Annotated in this window: 19 protein-coding genes; 16 read left to right on the top strand and 3 right to left on the bottom strand. The window is 43.1% G+C overall.

What is annotated here, in order from left to right; translation table 11 throughout:
* The first annotated feature begins 2 nt into the window (after nt 1–2).
* A complete protein-coding gene (locus A9267_RS17285; RefSeq protein WP_065110102.1) occupies nt 3–635 on the top strand; it encodes a chromophore lyase CpcT/CpeT in 633 nt (210 codons plus the stop codon).
* A 265-nt stretch (nt 636–900) separates the two neighbouring features.
* Nucleotides 901–1,752 carry a mechanosensitive ion channel family protein gene (locus tag A9267_RS17290; protein WP_065110103.1) on the top strand — a complete coding sequence of 284 codons (852 nt, stop codon included), beginning with the start codon at nt 901–903 and terminating at the stop codon, nt 1,750–1,752.
* Nucleotides 1,753–1,836: 84 nt separating this feature from the next.
* Here A9267_RS17290 and yjjG read toward each other — a convergent pair whose 3' ends face one another.
* From yjjG to A9267_RS17305, 3 genes are all read right to left on the bottom strand, one after another.
* Entirely contained in the window at nt 1,837–2,520 is a 684-nt protein-coding gene (gene yjjG, locus A9267_RS17295) for a pyrimidine 5'-nucleotidase (protein WP_065110104.1), read from the bottom strand.
* 33 nt (nt 2,521–2,553) lie between these two features.
* Complete coding sequence (locus A9267_RS17300; RefSeq protein ID WP_065110105.1) at nt 2,554–3,621, bottom strand: phosphotransferase enzyme family protein; 1,068 nt, start codon at nt 3,619–3,621, stop codon at nt 2,554–2,556.
* A 125-nt stretch (nt 3,622–3,746) separates the two neighbouring features.
* On the bottom strand, nt 3,747–4,967 hold the full coding sequence (locus A9267_RS17305; protein WP_065110106.1) for a hypothetical protein: 1,221 nt from the start codon (nt 4,965–4,967) through the stop codon (nt 3,747–3,749).
* 343 nt (nt 4,968–5,310) lie between these two features.
* Here A9267_RS17305 and gmk point away from each other — a divergent pair, with 343 nt between their 5' ends.
* The 14 genes from gmk (at nt 5,311) to A9267_RS17375 (ending at nt 20,314) form a co-directional block, all read left to right on the top strand.
* A complete protein-coding gene (gene gmk / locus A9267_RS17310; protein ID WP_055025247.1) occupies nt 5,311–5,934 on the top strand; it encodes a guanylate kinase in 624 nt (207 codons plus the stop codon).
* 61 nt (nt 5,935–5,995) lie between these two features.
* Nucleotides 5,996–6,274, top strand: a complete 279-nt coding sequence (rpoZ, locus tag A9267_RS17315; protein WP_055025248.1) for a DNA-directed RNA polymerase subunit omega — start codon at nt 5,996–5,998, stop codon at nt 6,272–6,274.
* 13 nt (nt 6,275–6,287) lie between these two features.
* A complete protein-coding gene (gene spoT / locus A9267_RS17320) occupies nt 6,288–8,405 on the top strand; it encodes a bifunctional GTP diphosphokinase/guanosine-3',5'-bis pyrophosphate 3'-pyrophosphohydrolase (RefSeq protein ID WP_055025249.1) in 2,118 nt (705 codons plus the stop codon).
* A gap of 113 nt (nt 8,406–8,518) precedes the next feature.
* Nucleotides 8,519–8,902, top strand: coding sequence for a RidA family protein (locus A9267_RS17325; protein ID WP_065110107.1), 384 nt, complete (start codon nt 8,519–8,521; stop codon nt 8,900–8,902).
* 397 nt (nt 8,903–9,299) lie between these two features.
* Nucleotides 9,300–10,955, top strand: coding sequence for an AMP-binding protein (locus A9267_RS17330; RefSeq protein WP_055025251.1), 1,656 nt, complete (start codon nt 9,300–9,302; stop codon nt 10,953–10,955).
* Nucleotides 10,956–11,154: 199 nt separating this feature from the next.
* Nucleotides 11,155–12,081 (top strand): calcium/sodium antiporter, encoded by a 927-nt coding sequence (locus A9267_RS17335; RefSeq protein ID WP_065110108.1) that lies wholly within the window; start codon nt 11,155–11,157, stop codon nt 12,079–12,081.
* 218 nt (nt 12,082–12,299) lie between these two features.
* On the top strand, nt 12,300–12,989 hold the full coding sequence (locus A9267_RS17340) for a tetratricopeptide repeat protein (protein WP_065110109.1): 690 nt from the start codon (nt 12,300–12,302) through the stop codon (nt 12,987–12,989).
* Between the two features lie 74 nt (nt 12,990–13,063).
* Nucleotides 13,064–14,215, top strand: a complete 1,152-nt coding sequence (locus A9267_RS17345) for a sensor histidine kinase (protein WP_225442152.1) — start codon at nt 13,064–13,066, stop codon at nt 14,213–14,215.
* 3 nt (nt 14,216–14,218) lie between these two features.
* Complete coding sequence (locus tag A9267_RS17350; RefSeq protein WP_065110110.1) at nt 14,219–14,839, top strand: response regulator transcription factor; 621 nt, start codon at nt 14,219–14,221, stop codon at nt 14,837–14,839.
* A 207-nt stretch (nt 14,840–15,046) separates the two neighbouring features.
* Nucleotides 15,047–17,122 (top strand): ATP-dependent DNA helicase RecG, encoded by a 2,076-nt coding sequence (gene recG, locus A9267_RS17355; protein ID WP_065110315.1) that lies wholly within the window; start codon nt 15,047–15,049, stop codon nt 17,120–17,122.
* A gap of 133 nt (nt 17,123–17,255) precedes the next feature.
* Nucleotides 17,256–18,128 carry a DUF3014 domain-containing protein gene (locus A9267_RS17360; RefSeq protein ID WP_065110111.1) on the top strand — a complete coding sequence of 291 codons (873 nt, stop codon included), beginning with the start codon at nt 17,256–17,258 and terminating at the stop codon, nt 18,126–18,128.
* A 265-nt stretch (nt 18,129–18,393) separates the two neighbouring features.
* Nucleotides 18,394–19,164 (top strand): beta-ketoacyl synthase chain length factor, encoded by a 771-nt coding sequence (locus tag A9267_RS17365; RefSeq protein ID WP_065110112.1) that lies wholly within the window; start codon nt 18,394–18,396, stop codon nt 19,162–19,164.
* 18 nt (nt 19,165–19,182) lie between these two features.
* On the top strand, nt 19,183–20,031 hold the full coding sequence (locus A9267_RS17370) for a lysophospholipid acyltransferase family protein (protein WP_065110113.1): 849 nt from the start codon (nt 19,183–19,185) through the stop codon (nt 20,029–20,031).
* A gap of 28 nt (nt 20,032–20,059) precedes the next feature.
* Nucleotides 20,060–20,314, top strand: coding sequence for a phosphopantetheine-binding protein (locus tag A9267_RS17375; protein WP_055025258.1), 255 nt, complete (start codon nt 20,060–20,062; stop codon nt 20,312–20,314).
* Nucleotides 20,315–20,317: the final 3 nt, after the last annotated feature.

Here is a 20,317-nt window from a genome sequence, read left to right on the forward strand (position 1 = left end):
CTGTGAAAACATCACTAACTCATATTGCTCTAACCACCGCACTCTCTGCCTTAGCTCTAATACCAATCACCTCTCAAGCGACTGAACAAGACAAACAGGCTTTGTTACTTGAGTGGATGCAGGGACATTTCGATAGTCATCAGCAATCAATCGACGATACAGATTTTTATAATATTCACCTTAATATGGTGCAGATTTGGCCTAAAGAAAATTCAACTTGGCTTTATGTTGAGCAAGCTGCAGCAACGCATTTAGATAAGCCATATCGTCAACGCGTGTATGAAGTGACGGCATTGTCTGACACTAAATTTGCCAGCAAAGTTTACACCTTTGACAATGACAAAAGCTTTGCGGGGGCTTACAAAAATGCGGCGCCGCTTAACGAGCTCACACCAAGTGACTTAACAGAAAAGGCAGGTTGTACGGTCCTTTTAACTTGGTCTGAGGCAGAGCAGCACTTTGCAGGCTCCACCGATGAGAAAACCTGTTTAAGTCAGCTGCGCGGGGCAAGCTATGCCACATCTGAAGTGACCGTAACCAAAGACAGTATTGTTAGTTGGGATCGCGGCTATGACAGCGAGGATAAGCAAGTGTGGGGCGCAGAAAAGGCTGGCTATATATTCTTGAAGCAATAATCCGCTTTATCACTTCTAGTGCAATTGCATGTTAGCGAAGCTGCCTTTTTATCAAAGCTGGATTTTTATAAAAATGGTATTCTGGCAGCTTCGCTTTCATTTATTTTCTGCATTTTAACGCTATTACCACTGCGAGTGTGCACTGCTTACTGCGAAAGATTTTTCCATTAAAATTACTGGTCAAAGCTGACTTAATCTATGGCTATGTTACAGTGAACCTTATAGCTGAATTCATCACCAAGTTATCGTTATTAAAGAAGGTTTTGTGGAACAAGTTACTATCGTCATTGATTTTTTAGCAACTTATAAGTTGTTTGTTACTGTACTAATTATCCTACTGCTGTCGATGCTTAAACGCTTTGTGGTGTCTAAGATCCGTGGTGATGTAGCTTTTGTCAGTGAAGATCAACGTAAATGGATGTCTCGTACTAAAAACGGCACCTTTATTTTAATCGTCATGGTGTTGTTTTTACTGTGGCAAACCGAGATTAATAAGTTTGCGCTGTCTGTTACCGCGATTGCGATTGCGTTTGTGGTAGCGTCAAAAGAAATCATTTTGTGTTTTACCGGCTCGATACAACGTGCAAGCTCACGCTCATTTGTGATTGGCGACTGGATTGAAGTGGGCAAGCTGTGTGGTGAGGTCATCGAGCACAATCTAATGGCGACGGTGATCCAAGAGATTGATTTACACCATGGTCAGTACCATTACACGGGTAAAACGGTCACCTTCCCTAATAGTATGTTTTTTAGCTATGCAGTAAAAAACCTTAACTTTATGAAGCGCTATGTGTATCACAGCTTCACGATTACAGTGGTGGAGTTTGTAAACTTGTACCCACTGTTCCCTGATTTAGTTAAAAAGATTGAAGCCCACTGTGAAGACTTTTTAGAAGTCGCCACCCGCTACAACAATGTGATTGAAAAGCATGCAGGGGTAGATTTACCAGGGCCAGAGCCTCATATTCATATCCATAGTGGGCCTGCTGGCGAGCAATTAGTGAATATCATGATTTTTTGCCCGACTGAACGTGCGACCCATTTAGAGCAACATATTAGAGAAGACTTTATGATTGCTTTTCATAAGGCATTTCCAAAGTCTGCAGCAAGCGAATAAATCTTACAAAGTGAACGAAAAAGCCACTCAATTGAGTGGCTTTTATTAATAATGGCATTGACGTTAAGCTGTTTAAAAAGAGGTTTAGCGGCGACTTGAGTGCAATTTATCGTGCAGTTGATGCAAGTCTTTGACTTCAAAGGTGGGGGTAATCCCATCGACGACATCCTTTCCATGATGATTGAGCCAACAGGTATCAATACCTGCATTAACGCCACCAAGAATATCCGAATGCAGATTATCACCCACCATCAATACAGTATTTTTGTCTGGATGACCCATTAACTCAAACGTGTGCTCAAAAATACTGACATCGGGTTTTGCTTTGCCAAACTGTTCAGAAATCACTACGTGTTCAAAAGCAGGTTTAAATCCAGTGCGTTCTAATCGCACATTTTGTAATTCTGTTAAGCCGTTAGTGATGATCCCTAAACTGGCTTTACCTTCTAAACTGTTAATGAGTTTTTTAGCACCTGGTAACGGCTGACAAATATCTGCCATAGCAGCTAAAAAGTCGCTATTAAGCTGCTTGGTTGTTAAGCCTAATTTGGTCGCCCAGTGTAAAAAGCGTGTGTGTTGTAGCTCGGCGGCATCGATTAATCCTTGCTGATAATCAACCCATAACTGCTTATTTACGGTTTGATAAAAAGCGAAATCACTGGCATCAAATTCGATATCAAAGCGAGAGAACATCAGCTTTAACCCTGCAAAAATATCAAAATCAAATAGGGTTTCGTCGGCATCAAACAAAATCCATTGGTACTTCATGATTTACCCTTACTGATATATACAGTGACTGAATTATTCAAATAGCGCCATCAGTTGCGCTTCTTGTGCAACTAAGCTTTTGTATACGGTTAACTGGTTGGCAGCTCTGTCGAGGTTATGACCTTCGCGATGAATACCGAAATACACATCACCATTTAAGTGATCGGTTAAAAAGCGCGACCCTAGCATTAACGCCATTACCTTTATGCCTAACCACAAACTACGTTTTTCTAGCGGGGTTAAAATTGCAGCTAATTGGTCGGTATACGCTTGGGTGGCTGCAGCAATGATTTCAGGACGAGCAACGACCTTATCAAGTGCTGTTGAGTCTTCTTCCTCTGGTGAGCAAAACGCGCGCACCATGTCACCAAAGTCATACATTAAGTAGCCTTTCATGCAGGTGTCGATATCAATAACAGCCATGCTCGACATGTCACGTTTATCAAATAGCATGTTGTTGATTTTGGTATCGTTATGGCAAACACGCAGCGGTAATCGGCTTTCTATTTGTTCAAGCTCTGCGAAAAGTGCCTGCTGAGAAAGCACAAAGTCAGCCCAAGGCTTGCAGTGCTCAAGCCTGCCAGCGTTATCTTCGGCAATGGCTTGTTTAAGCTGCTCGATACGTTGCGGTAAGTTTAAAAAGTTGGGAATAACATCGACTAGGCTGTTGGCATCTAAGTCACTTAATGCAAAAGCGAAGTGACCAAAAGCACTGGCCGCCATTTCAGCTTGCTCAGTATTGGTGACGACTTCAATCGTATGGCTGTTAGCTAAGTAGCTAATGGCGCGCCAATAACCTCTATCACCAAGGTCGACAGATAAGCGACCATCTTTTAATACGACAGGAGAAATGACATCAAGCTGATACTCACCAAGAGTGGACTTTTGTATTAGGTGATGACTGACTTTTGCCGCATTTTCGATTAATACGTCTGGCTCGGTAAATACAGTAGTATTAATTTGCTGTAGCACAAGTTGCCCTGTAGACCATCTCACCAAAAAGGTTTGGTTAATATGGCCATTGCCTAACGGGGCAATACTGGCATTTTCATCAGTAATTCCATACAAAGGCAAAATTGTTTGCCTAATAAACTCCACCACCCAACACTCCATATTTTTTATCGCGAGCCCGATAGTCTAATCCATCCCTGAGCACAAGACTAGCTATGCACCAGTAATGCCTTAAAACTCAACAAAAACGACACTATTCACGCTATCTCACGAGGTTAAAGGCTTTTTAAGTAGTGCGCAAAATCAGGTTGACTAGACAATGTTGCTTGGCTGCCCTTCAAACTAAAATTAAATCCGCACATTTTAAAACTACCTCGCATGGCTATATTGTTGATGATCTTAGCGTTATCTAGAGGAGAAAAACGAGCTTCAGTACCGCTGTCTGCCATTAAATCTACCTGCATAGGGCGGAATTTACTGCCGTCGTTAAACACTAATTCAGCACAACGTTTATCACCTTCTGCGTTATCTAAACGCCAAATAGATTGCGCATCGCCTTCATCACCTAACCAGCGAATGATTAAAATGTCTTGTTGTAAAATCAGCCAAAACCCATCTGGTAGCTTAACTCTTGCTGTCTCGCTAATGATTGCAGGCTGCTCGATAGGCGCTATTTCTACTGGCTCTTGTTCAACATCGCTTTTACTAAATAGTAAGCTTATGAGGTAAATAATTACCGCAATGACACTAACAACACCCAGCCCTTTAGCTAGCATCATGAGCGTTTTTTGATTGTTTTGTCCCCAAACAAGCCATGACTTTAGCAGTTCAGATAACGAGCCAGACTCTAATGCACCACGGTCAACTCTGTAGGTCGGTTTATCATCGCTTTCATAAGCGGCTTGCTCATCAATATTATGTTGTTGGGCTTTAACATCATCTTTATAAACGGTTTCATGCTGATAACCAGGCTCATAACTGACATCATCGGCATCATAAACAGATTGCTCATTATCTTCAGTCATTGATGAAAACGCATGCTCGCCGCCTATAACTGGCTCTTGTCTTCGGCGTACATCGCCAAGCTTTACCGCTGCTTTAGCGTGAGGGCCAAAGTAACCCATTACATACGCAGGTTTTCGCTGATTGGTTGTTGGCGCAGCAAACCATGCAAAACCGCCCGCTGTTAGTGCAGCAAGAATAAATACGGTAATAGAGACTGCTGCAGGAAAGCTAAAACTGAGCGACATGCTAAACAGCAGCAACAACAATACAGGGATCGCAAGCAACGTATTGGGTTTAGCCGCATCTTTTAAGCGACGTAAAGTGCTTAACGCGCAAATAGGTAACGCTAAGACAGCTGCAATTAATGTCACAATCGAGTTTGAAAAAAGTAGCGCAATCAATAACACAAAGACTAAGCAGCTTAATTGAATGGCTAAGGCTCTTAGGCCGTTATCTCGACCTTGGCGACAAAATAAGGAGGCGAATGACACAAGCAATCCCAATATCTAAATAAATGAACTGTTGGCAGACTAAACAATTTCAACGCTAAAGTCAGTGAAACCCACGTAAAATGGCACAAAAAAATGCTAAAAAGCACTATTTGGTACTAAATCGAAGAGGAAACTTATCCATTGTCTTTTTCGATTAAGGTTAAATTCAGGCTAGTTAGGTGCTGCATCTATATCAGTCGGGGATTGAGTGCTAAATTCAACGCAGAATTCTTTGCTATTTTTAGTGCAGATTTTTGCATTTTTCTCTATCACAAATCTCGCAAATTGTATGGCTTTGAGTATAATACTCGGCCTGATAAATAATCTGGTTGGAAATTGCACTATGAGCGCTCGAGGAAATCTATTTATTGTGTCTGCCCCAAGTGGCGCCGGTAAATCTTCACTTATCTCTGCTTTACTAAAAGATAAGCCAAGCGACATGCAAGTGTCTGTGTCTCATACCACCCGTCAGCCTCGCCCAGGTGAAGTGAATGGTCAACATTATCACTTTGTCTCGGTTGAAGAGTTCAAAGCGCTTATTGCTGAAGAATCCTTCTTTGAATGGGCTGAAGTGTTTGGTAACTATTACGGCACATCCCGCACGGTTATTGAACAAACATTAGCAAATGGTATTGATGTATTTTTAGATATTGATTGGCAAGGCGCTGAACAAGTCAAAAAACTCATGCCAGAAGCCATTGGGGTATTTATTTTACCTCCTTCAAGAGCTGAACTTGAACGCCGTTTAACTGGCCGTGGTCAAGACAGCCAAGACGTCATTGACGGACGTATGGCTGAGGCTGTATCAGAAATGTCACACTATAAAGATGCAGATTATATTATTGTAAATGATGATTTTGACGTAGCTTTAGGCGATCTTTGCGCGATCATTCGCAGTCAAAGATCAACCTGTGCTAGTCAGATCCATACTCACAGTGGTATGATTAACGATCTGTTGGCAGATTAATTGTCATAGTGTACAATTTTGCGTCATTTTTTTCCCATAGATAACACTGGAGTTTCACCACATGGCTCGCGTAACTGTAGAAGACGCCGTAGAACAAATCGGCAACCGTTTTGACATGATCCTGGTTGCAGCGCGTCGTGCACGCCAAATCGCTGTGCAAGGTAAAGACCCTATGGTTGAAGAGATGAATGATAAGCCAACGGTTATCGCTCTACGCGAAATCGAATTAGGCTTAGTCACCTCTAACACTTTAGATGCTGACGAACGTCAAACTGTTCGTGAGCGTGAAGCCGCTGAAATTGCTGCTGTTGCAGCAATTGCTGAAGGCCGTACGCTTTAAGGAGTAGCGCCACTTGTATCTGTTTGAAGGTCTTAAGGAGTCTGCGTCAGGTTATTTAGAACCCGCGCAAGTAGAGTTACTCAAGCAGGCGTACATTGTTGCGCGTGATGCCCATGAAGGGCAAATGCGCACAAGTGGCGAACCCTATATTACCCATCCCGTTGCGGTAGCCCGCATTGTGGCTGACATGCGTCTTGATCACGAGACATTAATGGCAGCCCTGCTTCATGACACCATCGAAGATACCCCAGTTACCAAAGAAGAACTCACTGAGTTATTTGGCGTAACCGTGGCTGAACTCGTTGAGGGTGTGTCAAAACTCGACAAAATTAAGTTTCGCGATAAAAAAGAAGCCCAAGCCGAAAACTTCCGCAAGATGATGATGGCAATGACGCAGGATATCCGCGTTATTCTAATCAAGCTTGCTGACAGAACGCATAACATGCGTACTTTGGGTGCATTACGTCCCGACAAGCGTCGTCGTATTGCTCGCGAAACCTTAGAAATTTACGCACCGATCGCCAACCGTCTTGGTATTCATAATATCAAAAGCGAGTTAGAGGATTTAGGTTTCCAAGCCTATTATCCAATGCGCTACCGTGTGCTTAAAGAAGTCGTTAAAGCAGCCCGTGGTAATAGAAAAGAACTGATTAACAGTATTGAAGGTGCGATTACGACTCGTCTTGAAGATGCCGGCATTAAAGGCACTGTCAAAGGTCGTGAGAAAAACCTTTATTCCATCTATCGTAAGATGAGCAATAAAGAACTGCAGTTTCAAGAAGTCATGGATATCTATGCGTTCAGAGTCATGGTCGATTCCATTGATACCTGTTACCGCGTATTAGGTGCCATGCATGGTCTTTACAAGCCGCACCCTGGGCGTTTTAAAGATTATATTGCGATTCCAAAAGCCAATGGTTACCAATCATTGCATACCTCATTATTTGGCCCTCATGCGGTTCCTGTTGAAGTTCAAATTCGTACTGAAGAAATGGACTTAATGGCAGATAAAGGGGTTGCTGCTCATTGGATGTATAAAAGCGGCACCAGTAGTTCGCAACAAAGTACCACTCAAATTCGTGCCCATAAATGGATGCAAAGTCTGCTGGAGCTGCAACAAAGCGCCAGTAGTTCATTTGAGTTTGTGGAAAACGTTAAAACCGAACTCTTCCCAGAAGAAATTTACGTCTTCACGCCTGAAGGTCGTATTTTAGAACTTCCGGTTAACTCGACTGCCGTCGATTTTGCTTACGAAGTGCATACTGATGTAGGTAATACCTGTGTTGGCGCACGCGTCAACCGTCAAGCATACCCACTCAGTCAGCCATTGATTTCCGGTCAAACAGTGGAAATTATTACYGCTAAGGGCGCACGTCCAAATGCCGCTTGGTTAAACTTTGTGGTAACCGGTAAAGCGCGCGGTAAAATCCGTCAAGTACTGAAGAGCTTGACCAGTGACGATGCTGTAGCATTAGGTAAACGCCTATTAAATCATGCCTTGGGTGAAACCAAACTTGATAGCATTGATGCTGAGCAACTGGATAAGGTCATCTCTGAAACCAAACATGACGATTTAGAGTCACTCTTGGCAGATATCGGCTTAGGTAATGCCATGAGCATTGTGATTGCTCAGCGATTACTGGGTAAGAACCTCACGACTAAGAACGAAGATGACGACGATCACGAAGAGCATTTAATGCCGATTCGTGGTGCTGAAGGTATGCTTGTTACCTTCGCAAACTGTTGTCGCCCTATTCCTGGTGATGCTGTCGTTGCCCACGTGAGTCCTGGTAAAGGCTTAGTGGTTCACATGGAAAACTGCGCCAATATTCGTGGTTATCAAGGTGAGCCTGATAAATATATTCCAGTACATTGGGATAACGTTGAAGGCGAAACTTACCAAGCTAACTTGCGGGTTGAAATTGTTAACCATCAAGGCGCTCTAGCTAAGATCACCAATATTATCGCTGCCGCAGGCTCAAACATTCATAACTTGAGCACTGAAGAGCGCGATGGCCGTGTTTACCTCATTAACCTGCGTATCTCGGTTGATGATCGTGTTCACCTCGCCAATGTCATGCGTCGTATTCGCGTATTGCCAGAAGTCTTGCGCACCTCACGTAATCGCTAGTAAGATTGCTAATCTAACTTTCCTAAGCTGAATGACTCTAACTCTATGAGGCAGCTTAGGTTTGCTTGCATTTTATTTTCAATTTTGAAGTTTTTACTTTCGCAGAGGGCGTCATGGCAGAAAAAATCATTATCGCAACCGATAAAGCTCCACAAGCAATTGGCACATATTCTCAAGCTGTAAAAGTGGGTAGCACTGTTTACCTATCAGGCCAAATTCCGTTAGTCCCAAGCACAATGGAAATGGTCAGCGATGACTTTTCAGAGCAAGTGGTGCAAGTATTCGAAAACTTAACAGCAGTATGTGAAGCCGCTGGCGGCAACATGTCAGATATTGTGAAGCTCAATATCTTCTTAACTGATCTTTCTCACTTTGCAACTGTAAATGACATCATGGCTAAATACTTCAGCCAACCTTATCCTGCACGTGCTGCAATTGGTGTAAAACAGCTTCCAAAAGGCTCTTTAGTCGAAATGGATGGAATAATGGAGATCTAGGTCACAAACCGACTTTTCCTCTACAGGGCGCCAATAGGCGCCCTTTTTATTAGAGCTATTACTCGATAACGGTTCACATCTCAGCTGAATATGCTAGTTTATTAGTTGTATTTATTAAAAATTAACAGCTTAACGTTTGCGAAGAATGCGTTAAATCGCCATACTGATAATCATCGTGTTCATTATTTGCTCGTTCAATGGGAGCCAGTAATGCTCGCCCAGCACAATGTTACATATGTAAGTGTTATTCGCACTTTATGCACATATTTAACCTTATAGGCGAATGTAACTGGTCTGAACTGATTAAATATTCAATGCGATTACAATAGATTATTACGTTAAAGACATTGAAATAAACACGACCTACATTAAAACAAAAAAGAACATGGAATCGTCAATGGAAAATCTAATGAAAACGCCAGTAGAAATGTTGTCGCACTGGGTAGAAACCCAGGGTAATGAAGTCTATTTACGCCAACCTATCAATGGTCAGTACGTTGACTTTACTTGGCGTGAAGTACAACAAAAAGTTCAGCAAGTTGCCGGTGCACTGCGTCATTTAGGCTTAGTACCAGGCGATAAAGTCGCGGTACTTTCTAAAAACTGTGCTGAATGGTTTATCACTGATTTAGCATTAATGCATGGCGGCTATATCAGTGTGCCGATTTACCCAACAGCAAATGCTGAGACTATTCGCTATGTCCTTGAGCACAGTGAAGCTAAAGCCATTTTTACAGGTAAATTAGATTTCTGGGCTGATCAAGAAGCCGGTGTAGGTGGTGAAATCTTACGTCTTGCAATGCCATATGACACCATGCCTTCTCAGTATCACTGGGATAAAATTCTTGAACTTGGCACGCCATTAGTTGATGCACCAACGCCAACCGCAGAGCAAGTCATGACGCTGATTTATACCTCTGGCTCTACCGGTAAACCTAAAGGCGCAATTCAAACATTTGGTAGCTACGGTTGGACTTGTGAAGCCGTCGTGCGTGATTTAAAAACCAATACCACTGACAGATTATTATCTTACCTTCCATTAGCCCACATTACTGAGCGTGTCGCAATTCAAGGATCATCATTCTACTCAGGTTCTTCGGTCGCCTTTGTTGAAAGCCTAGACTCGTTTGTTGCAGATGTGCAGCGCTGTCGTCCTACGGTGTTTTTCTCGGTGCCACGTTTATGGACACTATTCCAGCTCAATATTATTGAAAAAGCCGGTGAAGCTAAATTGGACTTCCTGCTTAAAGTCCCCATCATTAGTAGCTTAGTTAAACGTAAGATCCAAAAAGGCCTAGGGCTGGAACATTGTCGTTTGCTGGGTTCAGGTTCAGCGCCTATTCCACCAAGCCAGCTTGAGTGGTACCACAAAATCGGCATGAACATTTCTGAAGCTTGGGGCATGACTGAAAACTGTGCTTACTCGATAATTAACTTCCCATTCGATGCCACTAAAATTGGTACAGTGGGACGCCCAGTCGAAGGTTGCCAAGTGCGCCGTAGTGACGAAGGTGAGCTGATGGTTAAAAGCCCTGGCTTAATGCAAGGCTATTACAAACAAGAAGAAGTCACCAAAGCTTGTTTTGATGAAGATGGTTTTTTCCATACTGGCGATTTATGTGAAATTGATGATGAAGGCTTTATCTCAATTACGGGTCGCGTTAAAGACAACTTCAAAACCTCAAAAGGTAAGTATGTTGCGCCAGTCCCAATTGAGCGTAAGTTAGCTCAAGATTCGCATATTGAATTATTGTGTGTCATTGGTTCGGGTTTACCGCACCCTGTGGCATTGGTTCAATTATCAGAAGGTGCTGCGTTGCAACCTCGTGAAGAAGTACGCTCATCACTCAAGGCGACCTTAGACAGCATTAACCCTAACTTAGAATCACACGAGCATGTTGACGCAATGGTTGTGGTAACAGAGCCTTGGACCATTGAAAATGATGCAATGACACCAACGCTTAAAATTAAACGCCACGTGCTAGAAAAGCAGTTTAGTGCCAAAGTTGATGGTATTCGTGGTGCGAAAATTTGCTGGGAAGATGAAATTTAACCCGCTGTTTGGTTAGACTGATTAAAGCACACCTTATTGGTGTGCTTTTTTGTTCCTGGTATTTGCGAAATACCCCTATGCTATACCTAAGCTATATGAACAAAATTTAACCTCCGGCTCGATAATTTAAATTGCGCAAAACTAAAAAATCACTATGCTTGCCGTCCATTTCGGTTTCAGCCATTTTTGAGAGTGAATCATGCTAATTATGTTGTCGATTATCGGCGGTTTTTTGATTTTAACCCTAGGTGCAGAAGCGCTCGTGCGAGGAGCCAGTCAAATAGCGCTCAAGTTGGGACTTACGCCGCTTATTATCGGTTTAACAATCGTGGCCTTTGGCACCAGCGCCCCTGAGCTTGCAGTGAGTGTTAAGTCAGCTATTGCAGGTAATAGCGGAATTGCGTTGGGCAACGTTATCGGCTCAAACATTGCCAATATCGGTTTAATCTTAGGAATAACCGCGCTTATCCGTCCAATAAAAATCGAATCACAGATGGTGCGCCGAGATATCCCTATTATGATTGCGGCCTCATTATTGTTTTGGGGGTTATTACTGGATGGTGGTTTAAGCTTTTTTGATGGCGTCATTCTCACTACGTTGCTTATCAGTTACTTACTATTTAGCTATTTCACAGCAGACAAACAACAAAATGACGACTCTGAAAGTGCAACAAATCAAAGCAACCTTCTTTCAGTACTAATGATTATTGTCGGTATTTCTATGCTGGTCGGTGGCGGCATTTTGTTTGTCGATGGCGCAGTTGCCATGGCAAAGTCGATAGGTATTAGTGAGGTGGTTATTGGCCTCACCATCGTCGCGATAGGCACCAGTATGCCGGAGCTTGTCACCTCTATTGTGGCAGCACTGAAAGGCGAAAGTGATATAGCGATTGGTAATGTTGTTGGTTCAAACCTATTTAACATTTTAGGGATTTTAGGGGTAACGGCCCTTATCCACCCTATTATCAGTAATGAGATAAGCCAAATAGACTGGGTGGTCATGATCGCATTAGCAGCAGTACTACTGCCCTTTGCTTACACAGGCCTGCGGATTGGTCGCCGAGAAGCTGCTGTTTTAGTCGCCAGCTATTTAGGCTATATCAGTTACTTAGTGATCCAAGCGTAAGTATAAAACGGTTCAGTCTATGCGATAGAGTCAAACAAAAAGCCTAAGACGATAACATCAGGACTAAACCATAAGCCAGCATGCTAATTCAGTATGCTGGCTTTTTTATTAATGACATTTGTCATTATAAACTGATGACGTTTGTGCCTGCACACATTCACGCCAATATTGAATACTAACTCTGCACTCAACACACACTTGAATAAACGGAGTTAATCATGAAAACATTATTTATTGCCGCAACCTTATCTTTAGTCAGTCAAACCAGTGTCGCAGATATCAGTAGTATTGATGCTGCAGCCAATACCATGAACCTTGAAGCGCTCAATCAAATCAGCCAGCAAAGTGTTGATTATGAACATGCCTATGCCCAATACCGTATTGCAATTACTGCCAATATTTTAGGACAACGTGGTGTCGCAAAACGTGCGTTTACTGATGCACAAGCCACACTTGAAGCTGTTATCAGTCGTGAAGATCATGCTGAATCGATGACATTATTAGCGCAAATCTATGGCATGCAAATCGCTTATGACGGCGCTAAAGCCCAACAATTATCATCTAAAGCAGGCGCTTTATTACAGCAGGCTGAACAATTAAGTCCCGACAACCCTCGAATTGCATTAGTTAAAGCTATGAGTGCATTTTACACGCCTGCGCAATATGGTGGAGGTTACGACAAAGCCAGTGAGTTGGCCTCATTAGCCATTGCACGCTATCAAAACCCTTGTGATGAGATCTGTTGGGGACATGCTGAAGCTTACACTTGGCGAGGTCTTGCCAAACAAGAGCTCGGTCAACAAGATGCAGCAAAGCAGGACTGGCAACAGGCGTTAACCATTAATCCAGACTATGGTTGGGCTAACTTCCTGCTAAACCCAACCTCTACAGTGAATGCTAGTCAATAATGCCACAGGGCGCTGTTAGCTACTGCTACCCATTGCCGATGGGTTGCAGTATGCTAACTTGCTAAGGAAAGGTTATGAATACTCAAGATACTGCCAATCAGTCTGCTCAAGGAATGGTTCACACGGATATGACCACTAACGAAAACAACCACCCAGAAAAAGCCTACAAGCAAAAAACGGCTTGGGTCTATTTGTTAAACCTCATTTTTTATTTCATACCTATTTGGTTTATGCGTGATGATGTTATGCGTGTAAGCATTAGTCTATTGCTATTAATTCCGTTCTTATACGGTTATTTTTGGGCTTATAAAAGTAGCCAAGCAAAAGCCATATACCCCATATCGTTAATGATTTCGACTGCGGTTATCGCCAGTTTATTTACCAGCGGCGGAATTTCATTTTTTAGTTTTGCGGGCTTTTTTATTGGTTTTTTTTACTCATTACGCACCAGCATTATCAGTTTTATCGCCATCAGTATTGGGTTATGGACACTAAACTACCTTGTAGGGTATCCCGCATTTTATTTCCCGCTATACGGCATGTTAATCGTGTTTGTGGTGGGATTATTTGGTGTAGTAGAACATAACAATGAGCGAATTAGACGTCAGCAACGTCAATCAAATGATGAAATTGCCAGTTTAGCGACAGCCCTAGAACGAGAAAGAATTGCTCGAGATCTTCACGATATTATGGGTCACAACTTATCGTCTATCGCCCTTAAAGCGCAGTTAGCGGAAAAACTCGTTGAAGCAGGAAACCTGCCTTTAGCAAAAGAACATTTGAGTCAATTAGCAGAAATAGCCAGAGACAGCCTTAGTCAAATCAGACAAACAGTATCGGATTATAAACATAAAGGCTTGGCTGACACCTTACAGCAATTAACCGCATCCCTTCGAGAACAAAGCATAGAAGTGAACGTCAACGGCCAATTACCTGAGATGCCCGAGTTATATGAATCACAACTAGGGTTAATGTTTACTGAACTAGTCAATAACATGCTCAAACACGGCACCGCAACTGAATGTTGGTGGCAGTTTAGCCATCAAAACAACACCCTAAACGTACGTTTATCTGATAATTCATCAACACAAGCGATAGTGGAAGGGAATGGACTAAAAGGTATCGCAGAACGGGCTCAATTGCTCAAAGGCGCATTTAACTATCAAATTACCGATGGTTATCAGTTCACGATTTCATTGCCTCTTTCTACCGATAAGGACAGCTGATTCATGAAAATTTTACTGGCAGAGGATCAAGCTATGGTGAGAGGAGCGCTTTCAGCACTGCTCACTCTTAGCAATGATGAAACCATTGGCCCAGTTGAAGTCACAGAAGCCGAAGACGGCACTCAGGCTATTGCGTTACTCAAACAACACTCGTTTGATTTACTGCTCAGTGACATCGAAATGCCAGGGCATACAGGCCTTGAATTAGCGCAATGGCTTAAAGAACAGCAAGGTGCTGCGCTGCAAACTAAAATCATTATCTTAACCACCTTTGGTCGAGCCGGTTATATCAAGCGAGCGCTTGGCTGTGGCGTCGATGGCTTTTTATTAAAAGATGCCCCCACAGAAAGTTTATTATCGGCAATCAAGCAGGTCATGGCTGGCAAAAAGGTGATCGATCCTGAGCTTGCAATCAGTGCCATCGGGGATATTGATCCGCTAAATGATAAGGAACGAAAAGCGTTACGATTTGCCAGCGAAGGATTATCTACCAGTGATATTGCCGCGAAGCTGTTCATTGCCGAAGGGACAGTCAGGAATTACTTGTCTGAAGCGATCAGTAAGCTTAATGCCAGTAATCGTATTGATGCTGCCCGTATCGCTAAACAAAAAGGCTGGTTATAGCGTTGCTTAGCTGCCAAAAAGGGGAATATTATTGCCTTGTATTCAAACTCTGCTAAGATAGGCATAAATATCTGTATATATTTACAGTACTATTGTCTCTAGCAAGCATTCTCACTCGATAGTGAACTGTATAACTTATTGGATAACTCTGTTAACCCTTGCTAGCATGATAGCGCCAACACTCGACAATATGAAGGCATTGTGGATTTGCAACCATTGGATCAGGTTCCTATTACCGACTTAAAAGGCGTAGCCAAAAAAGTCGCTGAAAAACTCGATAAGCTGGGCATTAAAACAGTACAAGATGTGCTGTTTCATCTGCCTATGCGCTACGAAGATCGCACCCAAATCTATCCCATTGCGAGTTTATATCCTGCCATGTATGGCACTGTCGAAGCAGAAATCATTTCTACCCAAATTGTTCCTGGCCGTAAACGCATGCTGACCTGCACTATTGCAGACGACACAGGAATGCTAACCCTACGTTTCTTTAACTTTTCAGTTGCCCAACGTAATGSCATGCAAAACGGCGCGATTATTCGTGCTTATGGTGAAATTAAGCGCGGTAAAAGACACTTTGAGATTATTCATCCCGAATACAAGATAATCAAAGAAGGCGAGAATCCAGAATTAAGTGATTCACTGACCCCCATTTACCCTTCAACAGAAGGTCTTAAACAAGCCAGTTGGATTAAACTAACCGAACAAGCACTGACTCACCTAACTCACGGCGGGTTAACCGAGTTACTCCCCGCCGAGTTGCAACCCAATAATATGAGTATTAGCCATGCTTTACAGTTAATACATAGGCCTCCCAATGACATCGAACAAGCTGACTTGGAGATGGGGATGCATCCAGCTCAGCAGCGGTTAGTACAAGAAGAGTTATTGGCGCACAATTTAAGTATGCTAAAGCTGCGTCAACGTAACAACCTTGATAAAGCTGTCACGCTTTCGGCAACAGGCCAACTACTAAACCCGTTTTTAAAAGCCCTGCCCTTCAAACCCACAGGGGCTCAACAGCGAGTGGGTGCAGACATAAGCCAAGATATTGAGAAACCAACACCAATGATGCGTTTAGTGCAAGGTGATGTCGGTTCAGGAAAAACCTTAGTTGCTGCACTGGCAGCGCTACAAGCCATTGAAAATGGCTACCAAGTGGCGATGATGGCACCCACCGAGTTGCTGGCTGAACAACATGCCATTAATTTTGCAGCGTGGTTTGAGCCGCTCGGACTAAAAGTCGGCTGGCTTGCAGGTAAACTAAAAGGCAAGGCAAGGGCTCAATCACTCGCGGATATCGCTGATGGTAGCGCCAATATGGTCATTGGCACCCACGCCATCTTCCAAGAGCAAGTCAGTTTTGACAAATTAGCACTGATAATTATCGATGAGCAGCATCGCTTTGGAGTGCATCAACGGTTGGGCCTACGTGAAAAAGGCATTAGCCAAGGTTTTCATCCTCATCAATTGATCATGACAGCCACTCCGATACCTCGCACGTTAGCAATGACAGCTTATGCAGACTTAGAAACCTCTATCATTGATGAGCTACCGCCTGGCAGAACGCCTGTCAGTACAGTTGCTGTGAGTGATAATCGCCGTGATGAAGTCATTGAGCGGGTCAAGCAAGCAGCCTTAAACGACAATCGACAAATTTATTGGGTCTGCACCTTAATTGAAGAATCTGAAGTGCTGGAATGCCAAGCTGCTGAAGATACAGCAGAAGAACTCAGTCGTTTATTACCAGAGCTCAATATTGGTCTGGTGCATGGACGAATGAAAAGCGCAGAAAAGCAGCAAATAATGGCTCAATTTAAAGCGGGTGAGCTACATTTACTAGTGGCAACCACTGTGATTGAAGTTGGTGTTGATGTACCCAATGCCAGTTTGATGATTATTGAAAACCCCGAAAGACTGGGCTTAGCGCAATTACACCAATTACGTGGTCGTGTCGGTCGCGGCTCAGTCGTGAGTCATTGCTTACTGCTTTACAAAGCGCCATTGTCGCAAACAGCAACAAAACGACTTGGTGTATTAAGGTCGAGTAATGACGGTTTTGTTATTGCCCAAAAAGATTTAGAGATCCGCGGCCCAGGTGAAGTGCTCGGCACTCGTCAAACTGGGCTGGCAGAAATGAAAATAGCAGATTTGGTCAGAGACCAGTATTTAATTGAAAACACCCAAAAACTTGCCGCACATGTCATGCGACAAGTACCTGAAAATGTTGATGGCATCATTCACCGTTGGTTAGGTGATCGCCAGCAATACGTACAAGCATAAATTATTGTTAACTTAGGTCTATTATCACTAGACAAGCGTTAATAATATTGCAGAATGAGTGATGAGCTTGAGGCTAAACAATATTTATCTCGTGTTCAGTTCCACTTTTGATGTTTAAAGCTAAGGAATAGAAATGCAAGTCAATCAAGAAGACAGAGCAACACCACAATCGAGCCGTGCAGGTGGCAGCAATGCAGGTGTTATCGGCGTAACCATTGCCGTTATTTTGGCTGGTGCAGGTTATTTCTATTTCACGTCAGAGCCGTCTGAACCTGAGGTGATAGCCCCAACACCAGTACAATTGCCAGAGCCGGTGCCTGAACAGCCCATCGAGCAAGAGCCAATTGAAGAAGTGATTGTTGAACCAGAAGTGGTTGAGCCGACCGAAATCATTCCAACAGAACCTGAAGTGGTCGTTGAACCGTTACCAGTACTGACCGAAAGTGATGATTTTGTAGAGCAAAAAACCATTGAAATGGCTGATGGAATGAAAATCGAATCCATCATCCTTAAAAAAGACATTGCTCGCCAGTTTGTGGTATTTGTCGACAACATGGCACAAGGTGAAGTCATTCATAAAGCCAGCCCTTTGAAAGGTCCTAAAGACAGCTTTAGCGTCAGTGAAATTACCGACAAAATCTACTTAAACCCAGACAGCTACCACCGTTATGATCTCTATGCAGACATGATAGCGGGCATGAATGATGAACAGCTAATCAGTACTTTTGAAGAATTATCGCCTTTATTTGACGAAGCATTCGAAGAACTTGGTTATAGTGACATGAGCTTCAATGAACGCATGGTAGAAGCATTTGATGTGATTTTGGCAGCCCCTATTATCGAAGATCCAATTGAGCTGTCATCAATCAGTGTTAACTATTTATTTGTTGACCCTAAACTTGAGTCGCTACCCAACATTCAAAAATTAATGGTGCGCATGGGGCCTGAAAATACCAAGAAAATCAAAGGTGCTGTAAGAAAGCTTAAACAACAGCTAAACAACTAGCTTTGGTAGGTATTTTTAGTACTAGCCAACCTATCGCTGCCAAACCCTAATCTAATAAGAGCAAGTTACTCGATCAGGTTTGCAGTTCAAGCACCAACAAAATAGCGACCTTATGTCGCTATTTTTTGTTTTTGTGATGCTAAATATTACGGTACAATTGCTGACGTTATTAAATTAACAACAAGCTGCCATATTCATAGCGTCCAAACCCTATCGATGTGGCCATCTCAGCAAGGGATACCTGAGTCGTACCAGAGGCAATGTAGTGCAATTAGTATTTGATATTCTTTCATGGGGCGCATGGTCTCTAGACTTTCAAGATAAAGAAAGCTGGCGCCAATGGGATAATGCTGTCACCCCGACTACAGAAAATAAAACCTCTCCCGCTTTAGCTCACGTGCCAGCCATGCAACGTCGCCGCTTTAGCCGCTTAACTAAAATGATGCTGACTGCAGCCCATGACTGCCAACCCGCAAAACATTGCCGCAGCGTGTTTGCTTCTCGTCATGGCGAACTCACTCGCACACTGGATTTATTACAAGATATTGTTGATAAAGAAGCGCTTTCTCCATTAGCTTTCAGCCAGTCAGTACACAACACAGCCAGTGGCATTTACGGTATAGTGAGTGGCAATACCGCAGCTTCAACTTCTGTTGCAGCAGGTGAAGAAAGCCTATCCCAAGCCATGATTGAAGTATTTGCGCAGCTAGCTGAAAACCCTGAACCGGTTCTGCTTGTCTTTGGTGACGATCCTGTCCCGCCTATTTACAATCAATACACCCAAGAATATGAATTACCTTTGGCAATGGGCTTATATCTTGCCCCAGCCAACAGCACTGAGCATCAGCACACTGTTCTAGGTCAATTGACGCTATCAAACGGCAATACAAACGAGTCCCAGCCAATCAGTTATGCGCAATTTATTCATGCTATTGCTTCGCAAACTTCGCTAACAGGTCAATTGGCTCATTGGCAGTGGCAATTGACCCCGCAATTAGGTCATGACCACACGACCCAGCGACATGAAAGTCGTTGATATAATAAGTTGCAGAGTATGACGAATAGAAACAGCTCAGTAGAGTTCCCTGAACCCGCCCCTTACTTAACGGGGCTAGCATATGTACCTCGTTGGATAGGTGGCACCTTATGTTATGTTGTTTTTGGTTTAGGTGGACTATTAAGCTCGCTCACTGTTTTACCTGTATTACGTTTGTGGCCGGGTACAAAACAGCAACGAATTGCCAGAGTACAAAAAGCGGTCCACATTATGTTTAAAGGTTTTGTGTGGATGCTCAGTGCAACCGGAGTCATTAAAGTCAGTACCAAAACGCTCCCTAGCTTAAGCGAGGCAAAAGGAGTGATAGTGGTGGCTAACCACCCAACCTTGGTTGATGTGGTGGTGTTAATCAGTTTAATGCCCAATGCCGGTTGTATTGTTAAACAAGGATTATGGCGCAACCCCTTTATACGCGGTGTATTAGCATCAGCAGGGTATATTCCTAATCGTGGTGCAGACTTGTTACTAAAAGACTGTCAGCAAGTGTTAGCAACGGATACAAACTTAATTATTTTCCCAGAAGGCACTCGTACCCTTGTGGGAGCTAAAACAAATCCATTTGCACGTGGCGCTGCAAATATCGCATTACGTACACAAACTGATATCATGCCTGTCATACTTCGTATTGATGTGGCCGGACTGACAAAACAGCAACCTTGGTACGAACTACCAAGGCAAACAATCAATATGTCTGTAGAAATGGGCGCACCTTTTGAGTACCTAAGGTATGATGCTAGTCAAAACAATGAAGCTAAAATGGCCAGAGTTCTGACAAGAGAGTTACAGCAGTATTACGCTGAGCAACTCACAGCATTACCGCCATTACGCAACATGAGCAAACATTAATTACACCAATCACAATTAGAATATTAATATGAATTTACACAACGAAATTAAGCAGCTCATTATTGACTGCCTCGACTTAGAAGATGTCAGTATCGACGATATTGAAACTGACGCACCACTATTTGGTGAAGGCTTAGGATTAGACTCAATCGATGCGCTTGAGCTAGGTTTAGCAATTAAAAAGCAATTCGATATCAAAATAGAAGCTAACTCAGAAGCAACTAAAGCACACTTTTACAGCGTAGCAAGCTTAGCTAGCTTTATTGAATCACAGCGTTCTTAGGAG

Origin of the sequence: Shewanella sp. UCD-FRSSP16_17, assembly GCF_001675935.1 — a bacterium.
Classification (GTDB): Bacteria; Pseudomonadota; Gammaproteobacteria; order Enterobacterales; family Shewanellaceae; genus Shewanella; species Shewanella japonica.

Bases quoted from the DNA above. Each gene is read 5' to 3' on its own strand.
- A9267_RS17340 (WP_065110109.1), top strand. From the start codon at position 12,300: ATGAAAACATTATTTATTGCCGCAACCTTATCTTTAGTCAGTCAAACC.
- A9267_RS17345 (WP_225442152.1), top strand. From the start codon at position 13,064: ATGAATACTCAAGATACTGCCAATCAGTCTGCTCAAGGAATGGTTCAC.
- A9267_RS17330 (WP_055025251.1), top strand. From the start codon at position 9,300: ATGGAAAATCTAATGAAAACGCCAGTAGAAATGTTGTCGCACTGGGTA.
- A9267_RS17370 (WP_065110113.1), top strand. From the start codon at position 19,183: ATGACGAATAGAAACAGCTCAGTAGAGTTCCCTGAACCCGCCCCTTAC.
- yjjG (WP_065110104.1), bottom strand. From the start codon at position 2,520: ATGAAGTACCAATGGATTTTGTTTGATGCCGACGAAACCCTATTTGAT.
- A9267_RS17350 (WP_065110110.1), top strand. From the start codon at position 14,219: ATGAAAATTTTACTGGCAGAGGATCAAGCTATGGTGAGAGGAGCGCTT.
- rpoZ (WP_055025248.1), top strand. From the start codon at position 5,996: ATGGCTCGCGTAACTGTAGAAGACGCCGTAGAACAAATCGGCAACCGT.
- A9267_RS17360 (WP_065110111.1), top strand. From the start codon at position 17,256: ATGCAAGTCAATCAAGAAGACAGAGCAACACCACAATCGAGCCGTGCA.
- A9267_RS17325 (WP_065110107.1), top strand. From the start codon at position 8,519: ATGGCAGAAAAAATCATTATCGCAACCGATAAAGCTCCACAAGCAATT.
- A9267_RS17375 (WP_055025258.1), top strand. From the start codon at position 20,060: ATGAATTTACACAACGAAATTAAGCAGCTCATTATTGACTGCCTCGAC.
- gmk (WP_055025247.1), top strand. From the start codon at position 5,311: ATGAGCGCTCGAGGAAATCTATTTATTGTGTCTGCCCCAAGTGGCGCC.
- A9267_RS17335 (WP_065110108.1), top strand. From the start codon at position 11,155: ATGCTAATTATGTTGTCGATTATCGGCGGTTTTTTGATTTTAACCCTA.